This is a genomic window from Shimia fortis (genome assembly GCF_040225985.1).
In the GTDB taxonomy this organism is placed as follows: Bacteria; Pseudomonadota; Alphaproteobacteria; order Rhodobacterales; family Rhodobacteraceae; genus Shimia.
Genome location: NZ_JBBPEU010000005.1, coordinates 91,236 through 105,068, shown reverse-complemented (window position 1 = coordinate 105,068; position 13,833 = coordinate 91,236). Strand labels below are relative to the sequence as shown.

General features: G+C 58.4%; 18 protein-coding genes. 8 read left to right on the top strand and 10 right to left on the bottom strand.

Annotation, left to right across the window (positions count from 1 at the left end):
• Positions 1-32: 32 nt before the first annotated feature.
• The 5 genes from WNE31_RS09775 to pyk all read right to left on the bottom strand — a co-directional run bounded on the left by WNE31_RS09775 (position 33) and on the right by pyk (position 3,703).
• Positions 33-1,103, bottom strand: a complete 1,071-nt coding sequence (locus WNE31_RS09775) for a Hint domain-containing protein (RefSeq protein WP_349979562.1) — start codon at positions 1,101-1,103, stop codon at positions 33-35.
• Positions 1,104-1,313: 210 nt separating this feature from the next.
• Positions 1,314-1,679 carry a 50S ribosomal protein L20 gene (rplT, locus tag WNE31_RS09770; protein WP_349979561.1) on the bottom strand — a complete coding sequence of 122 codons (366 nt, stop codon included), beginning with the start codon at positions 1,677-1,679 and terminating at the stop codon, positions 1,314-1,316.
• Positions 1,680-1,693: 14 nt separating this feature from the next.
• The gene (gene rpmI / locus WNE31_RS09765; RefSeq protein WP_027263382.1) at positions 1,694-1,894 is read right to left on the bottom strand and encodes a 50S ribosomal protein L35; all 201 of its coding nucleotides are present in this window, start codon (positions 1,892-1,894) and stop codon (positions 1,694-1,696) included.
• A gap of 109 nt (positions 1,895-2,003) precedes the next feature.
• Positions 2,004-2,228, bottom strand: coding sequence for a hypothetical protein (locus WNE31_RS09760; RefSeq protein ID WP_349979560.1), 225 nt, complete (start codon positions 2,226-2,228; stop codon positions 2,004-2,006).
• 29 nt (positions 2,229-2,257) lie between these two features.
• Complete coding sequence (pyk, locus tag WNE31_RS09755; protein WP_349979559.1) at positions 2,258-3,703, bottom strand: pyruvate kinase; 1,446 nt, start codon at positions 3,701-3,703, stop codon at positions 2,258-2,260.
• Positions 3,704-3,823: 120 nt separating this feature from the next.
• On the opposite strand from pyk, the gene WNE31_RS09750 reads away from it, so the two are divergent.
• From WNE31_RS09750 to WNE31_RS09730, 5 genes are all read left to right on the top strand, one after another.
• Positions 3,824-4,573 (top strand): N-formylglutamate amidohydrolase, encoded by a 750-nt coding sequence (locus WNE31_RS09750; protein WP_349979558.1) that lies wholly within the window; start codon positions 3,824-3,826, stop codon positions 4,571-4,573.
• Between the two features lie 3 nt (positions 4,574-4,576).
• Positions 4,577-4,924 carry a 5-carboxymethyl-2-hydroxymuconate Delta-isomerase gene (locus WNE31_RS09745; RefSeq protein ID WP_349979557.1) on the top strand — a complete coding sequence of 116 codons (348 nt, stop codon included), beginning with the start codon at positions 4,577-4,579 and terminating at the stop codon, positions 4,922-4,924.
• A 57-nt stretch (positions 4,925-4,981) separates the two neighbouring features.
• Positions 4,982-5,221, top strand: a complete 240-nt coding sequence (locus tag WNE31_RS09740; protein WP_349979556.1) for a DUF6868 family protein — start codon at positions 4,982-4,984, stop codon at positions 5,219-5,221.
• A 42-nt stretch (positions 5,222-5,263) separates the two neighbouring features.
• Positions 5,264-5,581, top strand: a complete 318-nt coding sequence (locus WNE31_RS09735) for a DUF1244 domain-containing protein (RefSeq protein WP_349979555.1) — start codon at positions 5,264-5,266, stop codon at positions 5,579-5,581.
• A gap of 180 nt (positions 5,582-5,761) precedes the next feature.
• Positions 5,762-6,556, top strand: a complete 795-nt coding sequence (locus WNE31_RS09730) for a DODA-type extradiol aromatic ring-opening family dioxygenase (RefSeq protein ID WP_349979554.1) — start codon at positions 5,762-5,764, stop codon at positions 6,554-6,556.
• A gap of 47 nt (positions 6,557-6,603) precedes the next feature.
• Here WNE31_RS09730 and WNE31_RS09725 read toward each other — a convergent pair whose 3' ends face one another.
• The 4 genes from WNE31_RS09725 to dgcN form a co-directional block, all read right to left on the bottom strand.
• Positions 6,604-7,464: a D-amino-acid transaminase gene (locus WNE31_RS09725; RefSeq protein ID WP_349979553.1), complete on the bottom strand. Its 861-nt coding sequence runs from the start codon at positions 7,462-7,464 to the stop codon at positions 6,604-6,606.
• 121 nt (positions 7,465-7,585) lie between these two features.
• On the bottom strand, positions 7,586-8,323 hold the full coding sequence (locus WNE31_RS09720) for a hypothetical protein (protein ID WP_349979552.1): 738 nt from the start codon (positions 8,321-8,323) through the stop codon (positions 7,586-7,588).
• Between the two features lie 69 nt (positions 8,324-8,392).
• Positions 8,393-9,358, bottom strand: a complete 966-nt coding sequence (gene dgcA / locus WNE31_RS09715) for an N-acetyl-D-Glu racemase DgcA (protein ID WP_349979551.1) — start codon at positions 9,356-9,358, stop codon at positions 8,393-8,395.
• Between the two features lie 95 nt (positions 9,359-9,453).
• The gene (gene dgcN / locus WNE31_RS09710) at positions 9,454-10,455 is read right to left on the bottom strand and encodes an N-acetyltransferase DgcN (RefSeq protein ID WP_349979550.1); all 1,002 of its coding nucleotides are present in this window, start codon (positions 10,453-10,455) and stop codon (positions 9,454-9,456) included.
• A 557-nt stretch (positions 10,456-11,012) separates the two neighbouring features.
• On the opposite strand from dgcN, the gene WNE31_RS09705 reads away from it, so the two are divergent.
• A complete protein-coding gene (locus tag WNE31_RS09705) occupies positions 11,013-11,975 on the top strand; it encodes an L-malyl-CoA/beta-methylmalyl-CoA lyase (protein WP_349979549.1) in 963 nt (320 codons plus the stop codon).
• Between the two features lie 82 nt (positions 11,976-12,057).
• Complete coding sequence (locus tag WNE31_RS09700) at positions 12,058-12,711, top strand: hypothetical protein (protein WP_349979548.1); 654 nt, start codon at positions 12,058-12,060, stop codon at positions 12,709-12,711.
• On the opposite strand, the gene WNE31_RS09695 is transcribed toward WNE31_RS09700, so the two are convergent.
• Complete coding sequence (locus tag WNE31_RS09695; protein ID WP_349979547.1) at positions 12,672-13,124, bottom strand: Lrp/AsnC family transcriptional regulator; 453 nt, start codon at positions 13,122-13,124, stop codon at positions 12,672-12,674. The genes WNE31_RS09700 and WNE31_RS09695 overlap by 40 nt on opposite strands.
• 72 nt (positions 13,125-13,196) lie before the next feature.
• Here WNE31_RS09695 and WNE31_RS09690 point away from each other — a divergent pair, with 72 nt between their 5' ends.
• Positions 13,197-13,790 carry a LysE family translocator gene (locus tag WNE31_RS09690; RefSeq protein ID WP_349979546.1) on the top strand — a complete coding sequence of 198 codons (594 nt, stop codon included), beginning with the start codon at positions 13,197-13,199 and terminating at the stop codon, positions 13,788-13,790.
• The last annotated feature ends 43 nt before the right edge of the window (positions 13,791-13,833 follow it).

The following is a 13,833-nucleotide window of genomic DNA, read 5'->3' as shown; positions in this document are numbered from 1 at the left end:
CTAACGGGCAGAGGCCGTGAATGCAAGGCACCTCAAATCAAAGCGGCCAGCGCGATGCCTTCCTGCACAGTCATGGTCGCCCTTGCGGTGGGGCCGGGATCGGGTAATGGCCCCGCAAGTTCAGGAAACAGCGCCAGCACCTCGTCGCGCGTTGCCTGCGCCATACCATCCATGGCCTGCGCGCCGGGATAGAAGCTTTCACTTTCAACCCCGTCCACGCGCAGGATCTGGTGGCTGTCGAGCAAAAGGTGGAAATAGGTGACGCGCGGTTGCGGCGCGATCTTGGCCACCCCTGCACGCGCAAGGGATTTGGCTGGCACCAGAACCTCGTCTTCGCCAAAAAGCAGTTCCGCCTGCCAGCCACTCAGCAAAACCCGATGCTGTTGTGACAGGAAATGATTCCGCGTGGCATTCAAGAATCCCCGGCGCAATCGCACGGGCGCAAAGGCACCCCGGCCCGTAACTGTCCGTTGTCCGATCCAGCGCACGGGCTGCGCGCCGTGGTCCCGCGTCAGAACAAGATCGCCCACAGACAGGTCCTCGATCCGGCGCGCGCCTTCCGGCGTTTCTACCAGCGCGCCCCTTACAAAACAGGTCAGACCCGTATCCCCCGGTGCGACACTGCCATAGGTTAGCGTATCCGGATCGGGTTGGTTGAATTGTAGGGTCGTGGTGGTGGCATTGGGACCCACCAAAACCGGCAGGTTATCCGAAATCGCCCCCGCCGCCGCGCCATCCATCGCCACGATGTTCTGCGTTCCGCCGCCAATGTCGTAAAAGTCGATGACCTCGTTCGTGGTGGTATTGGTAAGGGCATAGGCCTCGTAATTTCCAACGCCGCCACCATCGGGGTCGGTCAACAGGATCGGAAAGTCATCGGCAGAGATGACAAAAACCTGTTCATTGTTGTCGGGGTCGATGCTGACTTGGATGTCGGGATGTGTCAGCGGCAGTTCGAGCCCGACCGATCCGTCCGACTGGTAAAAGGAGATAACGAAATCTGCGGGATCCTCGGAGGCGGCCAAGGCCACCTCGAGGAACTCGTTCACGCCGGAACTGGCCGCGTAGGCATTGGAATAATGAAGCTCACTGATACGCGCCACGACAGACCCCGGTTACTGGTTACCTTCAACGGCACACACTGCGCCACCACACACAATGCCCCGAGCGTAAGGCGAATTTGGCGCGCAAACAGGGTGAAGTTTTGACAAGTTTTGTCAGATTTGGGGCAAGTCCGGTCCACAGGTACCAAACGAAAAACGCCGCCAACCTTGCGGTCAGCGGCGTCTTGATCCCGTTCAGGGAGTGTCAGATTACGCGGCCAGTGCGCCTTTTGCCTGATCGACGATCGCGGCAAATGCTTCGGGCTCGTGTACGGCCAGGTCCGCCAGGACCTTACGGTCAACTTCGATCCCGGCCAGGTTCAGGCCGTTGATGAAGCGCGAATAGGTCAGCGATTCGTCATGCGAACGGACAGCTGCGTTGATACGCTGGATCCACAGGGCGCGGAAATTACGCTTGCGCGCCTTGCGGTCACGGGTTGCGTACTGGTTCGCCTTGTCTACGGCCTGCGTTGCCACCTTGAAGGTGTTCTTGCGACGACCGTAATAGCCCTTTGCGGCTTTGACGATTTTCTTGTGACGGGCGTGGGTGACGGTACCACCTTTAACTCGAGACATTCTTCAATCTCCTCTTAGCGGTCGTAGGGCATGAAGCCCTTGACGATCTTTGCGTCGGGGGCCGACAGGGTGGTGGTGCCGCGTGCATCACGAATGAATTTGCGGGTGCGTTTGATCATGCCGTGGCGTTTGCCGGCCTGACCAGCCATGACTTTGCCAGTGGCAGTCACTTTAAAGCGCTTCTTGGCGCTCGACTTTGTCTTCATCTTGGGCATTTCCGTCTCCTTCGATGGTGTCGGTATTTCACGCGACTCGGCATGCCTCTCAGGCCGGTCGCGCACACAGAGGGGCCATATACGGCGCAATCCCCAATAGGGCAAGGGGTTATTTGATGATATCCGCAATCACAGACACCACCACATTCGGGATGTCGGCAAGGTCATAACCACCGGGGTGGTTGGCATAAGCAAAGGCCGTGATCGCGATCGCCAGAATGAAGGCCGCCATCGACATGCGCGGCGGCCTGAGGTCAGCATAGGCCGCCAGCATGGCCGGAACAGAGAACACACCAATCAAAAGCCCGATCGTTAACAAATAGTCGGTATTCATACCCGCATGTCCCTCTGCTGAGGGGCAAACTACTCTGTTTCCATGTTGTAAATCAAACGCTCATCGCAAGGTGCGACACGAAGGATGTTGGTGGTGCCGGGCACGTTAAAAGGCAGACCGGCGGTGACGACGATCTGGTCCTCGGGGCCGGCATAGCCCTGCGCCGTTGCGGCGCGCGCCGCGGCCACAACGGCGCCTTTGAACCGTTTCAACTCTTCGGTCATGACACAGTTGATGCCCCAGCTCAGCGCAAGACGCCGGGCTGTGCCTCGCAGGGATGTCATCGCAATGATCGGCACGCGCGGCCTTTCCCGCGCAATCTTGAGCGCGGTGGTCCCGGATTCGGTAAAGGGACAGATCGCCTTGACCTCGGTGGTTTCTGCGACCTCACGGGCGGCGGCGACAATCGCGTCGGCCACACTGGACCGCGGCGCGGTGCGCGACGCCTCGATAATGTCGCGATAAGTCGGGTCATGTTCAACCTCGACCGCCACCGCGTTCATGGTAGAGACTGCCTCGACCGGATATTGACCAGCCGCCGATTCCGCCGACAGCATGATCGCGTCAGCGCCTTCATAAATCGCGTTCGATACATCCGTAACTTCGGCGCGGGTGGGCATCGGGCTCTCGATCATGCTTTCGAGCATCTGGGTCGCCACGATCACCGGTTTCGCGGCAAACCGGCATTTCCTGACAAGGCGTTTCTGGATCGGCGGCAGTTGGCTCACCGGCAGTTCCACCCCAAGATCACCACGCGCCACCATGATGCCGTCAGACACTTCGAGAATGTCCTCGAAGGCCTCGACTGCGGCAGGCTTTTCAATCTTGGACAGGATCGCGGCGCGCCCCTGTGCCAAAGCACGCGCCTCTTCCACATCGGCAGGGCGCTGCACGAAGGACAGGGCGAGCCAGTCCACGCCAAGGCCACAGACGAATTCCAGATCATCGCGATCTTTTTCGGAAAGGGCCGCAAGCGGCAGCACCACATCGGGCACGTTCACGCCCTTGCGGTTCGAGATCGTACCACCGGCAATCACCGTGCAATCGGCAAAATCGGCCCCACAAGAGTCAACTTTGAGCCGGATCTTGCCGTCGTTCACCAACAGGGTCGCCCCTGCGTTCAGCGCCGCGAAAATCTCGGGGTGGGGCAGGCAGACCCTGTCAACGGTGCCTTCCGCCGGATCAAGATCAAGCCGGAACGCGGCCCCTTCGACCAGCTCCTCGGCTTCGTTGGCAAAGACCCCCACGCGCAGTTTCGGCCCCTGAAGATCGGCCAGAATGGCAATCGGGCTGTTTAAATCCTTTTCGATCTGCCGGATGATTCTGTGTTTCTCGCGAATCTCGTCATGCGACCCGTGGCTCATGTTCAGGCGGAACACATCGGCCCCCGCCTCGAACAGGGCGCGGATCATGTCATAGGTTTCCGACGCCGGCCCCAAAGTGGCCACGATCTTCACATTTCTCAGTCGTCTCATGTATCTATCTTTTCCTCGTAGCGAAAATTGTTATCGCTAACTTTCTTCTTGCGGCTTATCACCCAATTCCATTCCGACAACAACTATCTTAAGTCTCTTTCGGAAGGAAATGACAGGCACATGACATACCAACCGTTTCACATTCATGGACGCACGCGAAAATCGCGCTGGCTGATCACCGTCGACCACGCGTCGAACCACGTTCCGGCCGAGATCAATAATGGTGATCTCGGGCTGGACCCCGCCGACATGGAGCGTCACATCGCCTATGACATCGGCGCCCTTGGCACTTCGCTGCGGCTGGGCGAATTGCTGGACGCCCCGGTCATCGCATCGAATTTCTCGCGGCTGGTGATCGACCCGAACCGGGGCGAGGATGACCCGACCCTCGTGATGCATCTTTATGACGGCACGATCATCCCGGCGAATCGTTACGTCGACGAGACCGAGATCGAACGCCGCAAGAACGCCTATTACCGCCCTTATCATAAAGCCTATGCCGATCTGGTGGCAGAACGCGACAACCCGATCATCATCGCCATGCACAGTTTTTCGCCCAAATTGAACGGTCGTGCGCCGCGCCCTTGGGAAATCGGCATTTTACACGCCCCGCAAGAAGACCGGTTCGCGATCCCGCTGATTAAACGACTGGAGGACGAAGGTGACCTGACCGTCGGCGACAACGAGCCCTATGCAGGCCACCTGCCGGGCGACTCGGTTGATACCCATTGCTTCAGCAAGGAAGCCCCGCACCTGAACGCGCTGATCGAACTGCGCCACGACGAAATCGATACCGAGGTTAAGCAACACGCCTGGGCAGAGCGTCTGGCCCCCATCCTGACCGACGTTCTTGAAACCACGGGGCTTTGAGAGATGCCGCACTTCATTCTGGAACACAGCGCCGAGCTTTCCGACACGCAGGACCTTGCTGCGCTGGCCGATGCCATTTTCGAGGCGGGCTGCTCACATCCGGCCTTTGCCGCCAACCCCAAGGCCGTCAAGGTCCGCACGATAGCCTGCCAGAACATACGCTCGGGCGCGGACCCGCAAACCTTTGCGCACCTGACAATCCGGCTATTGTCCGGCCGCACGATCGAGACCAAGGCGGGTCTGGCCGATGACATGCTTGCCCTGCTGGATCGCCACCTACCCAACGTGGGCAGCCTGAGTGTCGAACCCGTCGACATGGCGACCGAAACCTATCGCAAACGCGCACTTTGACTTGAGCACAGGGACACCTCTCTTCATAATTGCCTCAACAAGCACGAGGCAGCCGCCATGTCGCAAGATGTCCTGACAGCGTTTTTCGGTTGGATGACCATATTGAATTTCGGCCTGTTGCTGGTGGCCGGCATTTCGCTGATCGCGCTGCGGGATTGGGCGGCAGACCTGCACGCCCGCCTGTTCGGGATCGAAAAACAGGACGTACAAAACGTCTATTTCCGGTGGCTGGCCTTGTACAAACTGTTCATTTTGATCTTCTGCGTGATGCCCTACATTGCGCTCAGGCTGATCTGACCCCACCTGCAACATCACACAATTCTTCATCCGGAGCCCGACATGGACGACCAAACCCGCATCGAACTCGAAGCCGCAGCTTTCCGCACCCTGCGCGAACACCTCATGGAAAAACGCACTGACGTGCAGAACATCGACATGATGAACCTTGCCGGGTTCTGCCGGAACTGCCTGTCCCGCTGGTACCAGGAAGCCGCCAATGAACGCGGTATTGAAATGTCGAAGGACGAGGCGCGCGAGATCTATTACGGGATGCCTTACAGTGAATGGAAAGACAAATTCCAGACCGAAGCCAGCGCCGATCAACAGGCCGCCTTCAAGGTCGCCTTTGCGGAAAATGTGGGTGAAGACAAAGCCTAACGCCACCCAACCACTTGATTTCGAAGGCGCCCTTATCAGGGGCGCCTTTTTCTTCGCGCCTCCCGATGTCGCGACAAATCAAACCCGCTCTATGCACACTGATTGTGCAGTCTGGCGCGTATCAAAAGCAGTGAAGCCGGCCTACCATTTGTGCAAACAGCTTTTCCACGAGGATCAATCATGGCGCGAATGCCTACATTCTTTATCTCGCACGGGGGCGGCCCCTGGCCTTGGATGCCCGACTGGCGAACACAGTTCGCCCCACTTGAAGCCTCGCTCGTCGATATGCCCGGACAATTGCCGGAACGCCCCAAGGCGATCCTTATGATTTCGGGCCACTGGGAAACTGACGCGTTTGCAGTGATGTCATCAGAAAAACCGCCGATGGTCTATGACTATACGGGGTTCCCGCCCGAGACCTACGCTGTCACCTACCCTGCCCCCGGCGCGCCCGACCTGGCAAAGCAAACGGCAAGTATGCTTGCCGATGCGGGCCTGCCAACCCGGCTGGACACTGAAATCGGGTTTGATCACGGCAGTTTTGTGCCGCTTGCGCTCATGTACCCCGAGGCGGATGTGCCTGTCTTTCAGGTCTCGATGCATCAAAGCTATGATCCCGCCAAACACTTTGCACTCGGGCGCGCCCTTGCGCCTCTTCGTGATCAAGGCGTGGTCATCATCGGTTCAGGCCTCAGTTACCACAATCTGCGCCTGATGAACGAAACGGCCCGTGTGCCCTCTGAGGTTTTCGACGCATGGCTTAACGATGCGCTGGCCCTGCCGCCCGAGCAGCGCACAAATGCGCTCGAACAGTGGGAGTCCGCCCCCTATGCCCGCACCTGTCATGCCAAGGAAGACCACTTTGTTCCGATCTTTGCCGCCCTCGGCGCCGCCGAACAGGATCAGGCGGCGCGTATCTATCACCAGAAAGGCATCTTCGGAGGTGTGACTGCTTCGGGTTTCCGCTTCGGATAAAAAAGGCGGAGCCAATGCCCCGCCTTATTCGTCACACGTCGCCCCTATCAGATCGCGGCCTTGCGGCTCTCGTCCAGATAGATTTCGCGCAGGCGTTTAGCGATCGGGCCGGGGGTGCCGTCGCCCAGTTGCACGCCGTCAATCTCGACGACCGGCATCACGAAGGCAGAGGCCGATGTCGTAAAGGCTTCGTCCGCTTCTTTGGCTTCGTCGATGGTGAACAGGCGTTCCTCGACCTCCATTTGCGCCTCTTGCGCCATGCGCAGAACCGCCTTACGGGTGATGCCGTGCAGGATGTCATTGGACAGCGGGCGGGTCACGATCTTGCCGTTCTTGACGAAATAGGCGTTGTTCGAGGTGCCTTCGGTGACATAGCCGTCTTCGATCATCCACGCGTCATCGGCACCGGCCTTCTTGGCCATCATTTTGCCCATTGACGGATAAAGCAACTGTACAGTCTTGATGTCGCGGCGACCCCAGCGAATGTCTTCGATCGAGATGATCTTGGCGCCTTTCGCCGCAGCGGGGCTGTCGGCAAGGCCGGGCTTATTCTGGGTGAACAGCACGATGGTCGGCTTGGTGTCAGACGACGGAAACACGAAATCACGATCCCCGTCCGAACCGCGCGTGACCTGCAGGTAAATCAGACCTTCTTCGATCTCATTCAAATCCACCAGTTTGCGATGGATTTCGAGCAGTTCATCCTTGGTGCAAGGCTCGGCCATATCGAGTTCATCAAGCGACCGCTTCAGACGCACGGCATGCCCATCAAAGTCGATCAGCTTCCCGTCCAGAACGCTGGTCACTTCGTAAACGGCGTCCGCCATCAGGAAACCACGGTCAAAGATCGAAACCTTGGCTTCGGTTTCGGGCAAGTATTCGCCATTCACATAAACGGTGCGAGTCATTTTCGGAGTGTCCTCTTCAAGTATTTGGAATGCGGTCTATAGGATCAGCGCGCGGCTGCAAAGCGGGCGTCGCGTGCAAGGAGGTGTGCCTTGCGTTTCTGGTTGAAAGAATGGGCCCAGGTCAAACGCGCCTTTCCGTTTTGGATACTGTCCACATACAGACAACGGTCGGGCATGCGTTTACCGTTGGTCGAGACCGCATCGAACAAGCACACAAGGCCGTTGGGTGTGGCGATCCAGCTTTTGAAACGATTTTGCAGAACGCCGCTGTTCGCCTCGGCATGGTGCTCGCGCCCCGAGGTTCGAACCACACCAGAAAAGCGCTGTTCTCGTTCACCATCAGGGTACGGTTTGTCAGCATAAGTTCAAACGCCGCGTCCCGTACCATCGTGTTGCGCAAGGCAGGGTTCTTTTCCAGTGCCTTGTATTCCGCGCGCGCTGCGGATTTGTTGCCCTTGAATGACCCGGGCGCATAGCCAAACACAGAGGGCGCGGCTTTGGCGTCGATGGGTTTATAGAGGGCCTGAACGGTTTTGGTCTGCACGACCGCGGGGGCGACAACCTTGCCATTCACGGCAAACAGGATGCAGTCCCGCTGACCCTTGCGCATGTACGATCGGCAAAATGACATGGCACGGGCTGCGGCCGCGTCAGCCGACGCAAACCCATGCGACTGCCCCCAAGCCCCGTCTGGTGAAATCGCAAAGCCCGTGTGCTTCTTTACGGATTTCTGCGCCTGAAACGCGGCATTCTGTTTGCCGGTCAGCACCACGGTCCAGGAATTCGGGGCGTTTTGTGCATGAGCCACAGAAACTACGGCAAAAAAGGCGGCAATCGTCAGCGAAACAAAGGCTTTCACGAGAGTATCTCCTTACAGAATGCTCCGCAGGTTAACCATGTCGTTGAAACCCGACCACCGAAAACGCCCCTATCCCCAAAGGGCCGCCTCGGGCGGATGCACCCCAGCCTCATCAAAGACAAGCGGCTGGTCACGGTCTTCGGCCAGAAGCAGCGGACCATCAAGATCGGTGACCATCGCCCCCTGCGCGACCAGTGTCGCCGGGGCCATCGCCAGTGACGAGCCCACCATGCACCCGACCATGACCTTGTACCCTTCGGCAAGTGCCGCCTCGCGCAGGCGCAGTGCCTCGGTCAGCCCGCCAGTCTTGTCCAGCTTGATGTTCACCACATCGTATTTGCCCTTCAGCTTGGGCAGGCTGCTGCGATCATGGCAACTTTCGTCCGCACAAACCGGCACGGGGCGATCCATGCCCAAAAGCGCGTCATCCTCACCGGCCGGCAATGGCTGTTCCACAAGGGCCACCCCGAGGCGCACGAGATGCGGCGCAAGGTCGGCATAGGTTTCAGCGCTCCACCCCTCGTTCGCGTCCACGATGATCGTGGACTTCGGTGCTCCCGCACGTACGGCCTCGAGCCGTGGCATATCATCGGGCGTGCCCAGCTTGATTTTGAGCAGCGGGCGAAAGGCGTTCTCGGCCGCCTGAGTCTGCATGTTTTCGGGTGTATCCAAAGACAATGTATACGCTGTTATCTCGGGGCCAGGCATCGGCAAACCCGCAAGCTCCCACGCGCGTTTTCCTGCGCGCTTGGCTTCAAGGTCCCACAGGGCACAATCAACGGCGTTGCGCGCAGCCCCTGCCGGTAAAAGGTCATAAAGTTCTTCACGGCTAAAGGCAGCGGGCAGAGCTTCGATTTCTGCGGTCACGCTGTCCAGTGTTTCGTCATAGCGTGCATAGGGCACGCATTCACCCCAGCCAACCACACCGTTGTCGTTCACCTCGACCGTCAGCACCTTGGCCTCGGTCCGCGAGCCTCGCGAAATGGTGAACACCTGCGCCAGTTTGAAAACATCGCGGGTGACAGAGATCTGCATGGGAATCCTTTCCAACTGCCCCGGAACGGACCCGGGGTCTCTTGTTGTATGTCTCGAAAGAGAGGCCCCGGATCAAGCCCGGGGCGCATCCTGCCTTACAGCGCCGCCAGAGCGTCCACCAGTTTGCCCGCACCATAGCGGAACGGGTCGGTTGTGGGCAGGCCCATATCCGCCTCGACTTCGGCCAGATAGACCTTGGCCTCTTCGTCAGACATATGCTGCGTGTTGATCGAGATGCCGACTACTTGGCACGCGGGGTTCGCCACCTTGGCCAGCGTCAGCGCGGTATCGCGCAGTTCGGCCAGCGAGGGTTGTTGGTACTCTGGCAGGCCACGCATGTGTTCGCGCGTGGGTTCATGTGCAAGGATCAACGCATCAGGTTGGCCGCCATGGATCAGCGCCATCGTCACGCCAGAATATGACACATGAAACAACGACCCCTGCCCCTCGATGTGGTCCCAGTGGTTCTCGTCATTGTCAGGGGTCAGGTATTCCACGGACCCTGCCATGAAGTCGGCGATCACTGCATCAAGCGGCACGCCATCCCCGGTGATCAGAATACCGGTCTGACCTGTAGCGCGGAAGGTCGATTTCATGCCACGCTTGCGCATCTCGGCATCCATGCAAAGCGCCGTGTACATCTTACCCACCGAACAGTCAGTGCCCACTGCAAGGCAGCGTTTGCCCGTGCGTTTTTTGCCGTTGGCAATCGGATAATCCACTTCGGGGATGCGCACGTCGTGCAGTGAACGGCCGCAGGCCTCTGCCACGGCGACAAGGTCAGGCTCATCCCGCAGCAGGTTGTGCAGGCCCGAAGCAAGGTCAAACCCTTCTTCCAGCGCCATGACCAAAACCTTCTTCCACGCTTGGCTGATGACGCCGCCGCGGTTCGCGACCCCGATCACAAGGGTCTTGGCACCTGCGGCCTTGGCCTCGGTGAGTGTCATGTCCGTCAGGCCCAGATCAGCCTTACAGCCCTCCATGCGGAACTGCCCCACGGCGTTTTCCGGCCGCCAATCCTTAATGCCGATGGCCACCTTAGCGGCAAGTTGATCCGGCGCGTCGCCCAGGAACAGCAGATATGGTGTTTCGATCATGACGTGATTCCCCTGTTTCTCTCACGCTCATTGTCCACCGAGTTTCATGCAATAACATACCTAACCCACACTGAGATGGAATTTTGAAGCAATTTTCTTCGAAGAATTGCAAAAAGTGCAAGATAATCTTTCACAAGGTCACACACCCATACCTTTCTTTTGAGATCTCAGACCGCAACCAAGCCATTTTGTAGGCTTGTAAACGAAAACTCTTTCCCGTTGGCCGGTATCGCAAATGTTCGGGCCAATCTTTAAGGCCAAGGGAAATAAACCCATGCGTTGCGAGCCTTATGAATAAGTGCAAAACAGGCGCCATGAATTTAGGTCATGTTGCGCGACCTAAATATAGACCCGACTGTGGTGGCGTGTGCTCTAGACGCCATTAACCTGCTCCAACACCCATTCGCAAATAGCCCGGCGCAGTACCAGACGCAGGACTGCTGCCGCAATGCAGCACCTAAATGCTGCAAACGCAGAATCCGCTTGCGAGATGGGGCGTAATTTAATAACCGTTCACGCAGCAGAAATGAAATTTCCTTACAAAGAGGTCTGACAAGATGAGCTTCCGCATCCAGCCTGCCGCCCCTGCCCGCCCGAACCGCTGCCAGCTGTTTGGCCCGGCGTCGAACACCAAACTCTTCGCGAAAATGGCCGCCTCTGCCGCGGATGTTATCAATATCGACCTTGAAGACTCGGTTGCACCCACCGACAAGGACATGGCCCGCGCAAACGCGATTGAAGCGATCAACACGGTGGACTGGGGCAACAAGACCCTTTCGGTCCGTATCAATGGCCTCGACACACCTTATTGGTATCGCGATGTTGTCGACCTTCTGGAGCAGGCCAGCGAACGCCTCGACCAGATCATGATCCCCAAAGTAGGTTGCGCCGAAGACATCTATGCCGTTGATGCGCTGGTGACGGCTATCGAACGAGCGAAGGGGCGCAGCAAAGCGATTTCTTTCGAGGTCATCATCGAATCCGCCGCCGGCATCGCCCATGTCGAGGAAATCGCCGCCGCCTCTCCGCGTTTGCAGGCCATGAGCCTTGGCGCCGCCGACTTTGCCGCCTCGATGGGGATGCAGACGACCGGCATCGGCGGTACGCAGGAAAATTATTACATGCTGCATGAGGGTCAGAAACACTGGTCCGACCCGTGGCACTGGGCGCAGGCGGCCATCGTCGCAGCCTGCCGCACCCATGGCGTTCTGCCCGTGGACGGACCGTTCGGCGATTTCTCGGACGACGAAGGCTTTATCGCACAGGCGAAACGCTCGGCCACGCTTGGCATGGTTGGTAAATGGGCCATCCACCCTAAGCAGATCGCACTGGCGAACGAGGTCTTCACCCCGTCGGACGAAGCTGTCACCGAGGCCCGCGAGATTCTGGCCGCGATGGAACAGGCCAAGGCCAATGGCGAAGGCGCCACCGTTTACAAAGGCCGCCTTGTCGACATCGCGTCGATCAAACAGGCCGAAGTGATCGTGGCCCAGGCCGAACTGATTGCACAAAACGGCTAAATCTCTCTCAGACGGTTTGAAACGGGCGGTGCATCTTGCGCCGCCCGTTGTCTTTTGGCCCGCGACCCTGTTTGGTGAAACCATGACGACCATCACGCTAATTCACACATCACAGGCCCATGTCCAAAGCTTCAAAGCTTTGGCTTCACGGATTGCAGGCGACGCGGAGATTGTTCAGATTGTGCGCGAAGACTGGCTTACCCGTGCGCGCAAACACGGGCTGCGGCAATCGCTGCGTAAGGAGATCGCGGAAACCGTAGAAAAAGCGCAAGGCACTGTCATTTGCACCTGCACCACGATCGCCGATGCCGCCACCGAGGCGGGCGCCCTTCGCATCGACGGCCCAATGATGGAAAAGGCTGCAGTGATCGGAGGACCAATTCTTCTGGTTTACGCTTTGGAGAGCACACGCGACACGTCGCTTGAAACGCTCGACATTGCCCTCAAGAAAGCAGGCACTCCAGCCGATGTGACCCTGCTAGACCTAAGTCAATTCTGGCCACTGTTCGAGGCGGCAGAATACGAGGCCTTTGCGGCCTGCATGGCGGGGGGAGTCCGCGACGCGTTGGAACAGCGCCCCTTCGGTTGCGTCGTCCTGGCCCAAGCCAGTATGGCCTCGGCGACCGCGTTATTGGCCGATATCGCCCCCCCTGTGCTGTCATCCCCTGAAACGGCCTTACGCGCCGCGTTGGCGGGTCAGGCGCGCTCGTCTTTCGGAGAGTCCATCACGACGTAGGATGTGATCGCGTTGACATGCGGGATCGTGCCAAGCACCTCGGTATGGAATGCCTTATAACTGCTCAGATCAGCCGTTTCGATGCGCAGGATATACTCAAATGCGCCGGTCACATTGTGGCATTCCCGCACCTCGGGAGACAGGGCAATGGCCCGTTCGAAGCCGAGCTGGGCCCCCTTGGTATGTTCGCCCAGACCCACCGTGACATAGGCCACGAATCCAGCCCCCATCGCAGCGCGATCCAACACAGCACGATAACCCTTGATGATGCCGCGCCGCTCCAGATCCTGAACCCTGCGCAAACAGGCCGATGGTGACAAGCCGACGCGGTCGGCAAGCTCAAGATTACTGATCCGCCCATCGCGCGACAGCCAGTGCAATATTTTCTGGTTTATCGAATTTTGTTTCGCCATTTGTTGTGTAATTTTCCGAATCTTTGCGCACTTTGCAACAACTGAGCGCAATCAGTGCCGTATTGTTGCGCCATGACCTATGAAATCCTGACGGCCCTTGTTGCCTTCGCCTTTGTTTCCTCGATCACCCCGGGCCCGAATAACCTGATGCTGATGGCGTCTGGGGCCAATTTCGGGTTTCGCCGGACCATTCCACACATGCTCGGGATCGGGATCGGTTTTACTGTCATGGTCCTGCTGGTCGGCGTTGGTCTTATGGGCCTGTTCGAGATCGTGCCATATGCGCATCTGACGCTAAAGGTTGTGAGCGTGACTTATCTTTTATGGCTTGCGTGGAAAATCGCACATGCCTCGGCCCCTAAAGGTGGCGACAGCGCCGCGACGCCGCTGACCTTTCTTCAGGCCGCGCTTTTCCAATGGGTCAACCCCAAGGCCTGGACCATGGCTTTGACAGCGATCTCGCTTTATGCGCCTGAGCGATCTCTGTTCGCTGTGGCGTTGGTTGCGGGTGTATTCGGGCTGGTGAACTTGCCGAGCGTGAGCGTCTGGACCGTTCTGGGTCAACAGATGCGCCGGATCCTGAACAGCGCGCGGCGCCTTGTGGTTTTCAACTGGACCATGGCGGGTTTGCTGGTGGCGTCGCTTTATCCTGTTTTGATGACTTGATCACAGGTGCACTGGAGTTCGCGGACCACCAAAAACCAATGGC

Bases quoted from the DNA above. Each gene is read 5' to 3' on its own strand.
- rplT (WP_349979561.1), bottom strand. From the start codon at position 1,679: ATGTCTCGAGTTAAAGGTGGTACCGTCACCCACGCCCGTCACAAGAAA.
- rpmI (WP_027263382.1), bottom strand. From the start codon at position 1,894: ATGCCCAAGATGAAGACAAAGTCGAGCGCCAAGAAGCGCTTTAAAGTG.
- WNE31_RS09760 (WP_349979560.1), bottom strand. From the start codon at position 2,228: ATGAATACCGACTATTTGTTAACGATCGGGCTTTTGATTGGTGTGTTC.
- pyk (WP_349979559.1), bottom strand. From the start codon at position 3,703: ATGAGACGACTGAGAAATGTGAAGATCGTGGCCACTTTGGGGCCGGCG.
- WNE31_RS09750 (WP_349979558.1), top strand. From the start codon at position 3,824: ATGACATACCAACCGTTTCACATTCATGGACGCACGCGAAAATCGCGC.
- WNE31_RS09745 (WP_349979557.1), top strand. From the start codon at position 4,577: ATGCCGCACTTCATTCTGGAACACAGCGCCGAGCTTTCCGACACGCAG.
- WNE31_RS09740 (WP_349979556.1), top strand. From the start codon at position 4,982: ATGTCGCAAGATGTCCTGACAGCGTTTTTCGGTTGGATGACCATATTG.
- WNE31_RS09735 (WP_349979555.1), top strand. From the start codon at position 5,264: ATGGACGACCAAACCCGCATCGAACTCGAAGCCGCAGCTTTCCGCACC.
- WNE31_RS09730 (WP_349979554.1), top strand. From the start codon at position 5,762: ATGGCGCGAATGCCTACATTCTTTATCTCGCACGGGGGCGGCCCCTGG.
- WNE31_RS09725 (WP_349979553.1), bottom strand. From the start codon at position 7,464: ATGACTCGCACCGTTTATGTGAATGGCGAATACTTGCCCGAAACCGAA.
- dgcA (WP_349979551.1), bottom strand. From the start codon at position 9,358: ATGCAGATCTCTGTCACCCGCGATGTTTTCAAACTGGCGCAGGTGTTC.
- dgcN (WP_349979550.1), bottom strand. From the start codon at position 10,455: ATGATCGAAACACCATATCTGCTGTTCCTGGGCGACGCGCCGGATCAA.
- WNE31_RS09705 (WP_349979549.1), top strand. From the start codon at position 11,013: ATGAGCTTCCGCATCCAGCCTGCCGCCCCTGCCCGCCCGAACCGCTGC.
- WNE31_RS09700 (WP_349979548.1), top strand. From the start codon at position 12,058: ATGACGACCATCACGCTAATTCACACATCACAGGCCCATGTCCAAAGC.
- WNE31_RS09695 (WP_349979547.1), bottom strand. From the start codon at position 13,124: ATGGCGAAACAAAATTCGATAAACCAGAAAATATTGCACTGGCTGTCG.
- WNE31_RS09690 (WP_349979546.1), top strand. From the start codon at position 13,197: ATGACCTATGAAATCCTGACGGCCCTTGTTGCCTTCGCCTTTGTTTCC.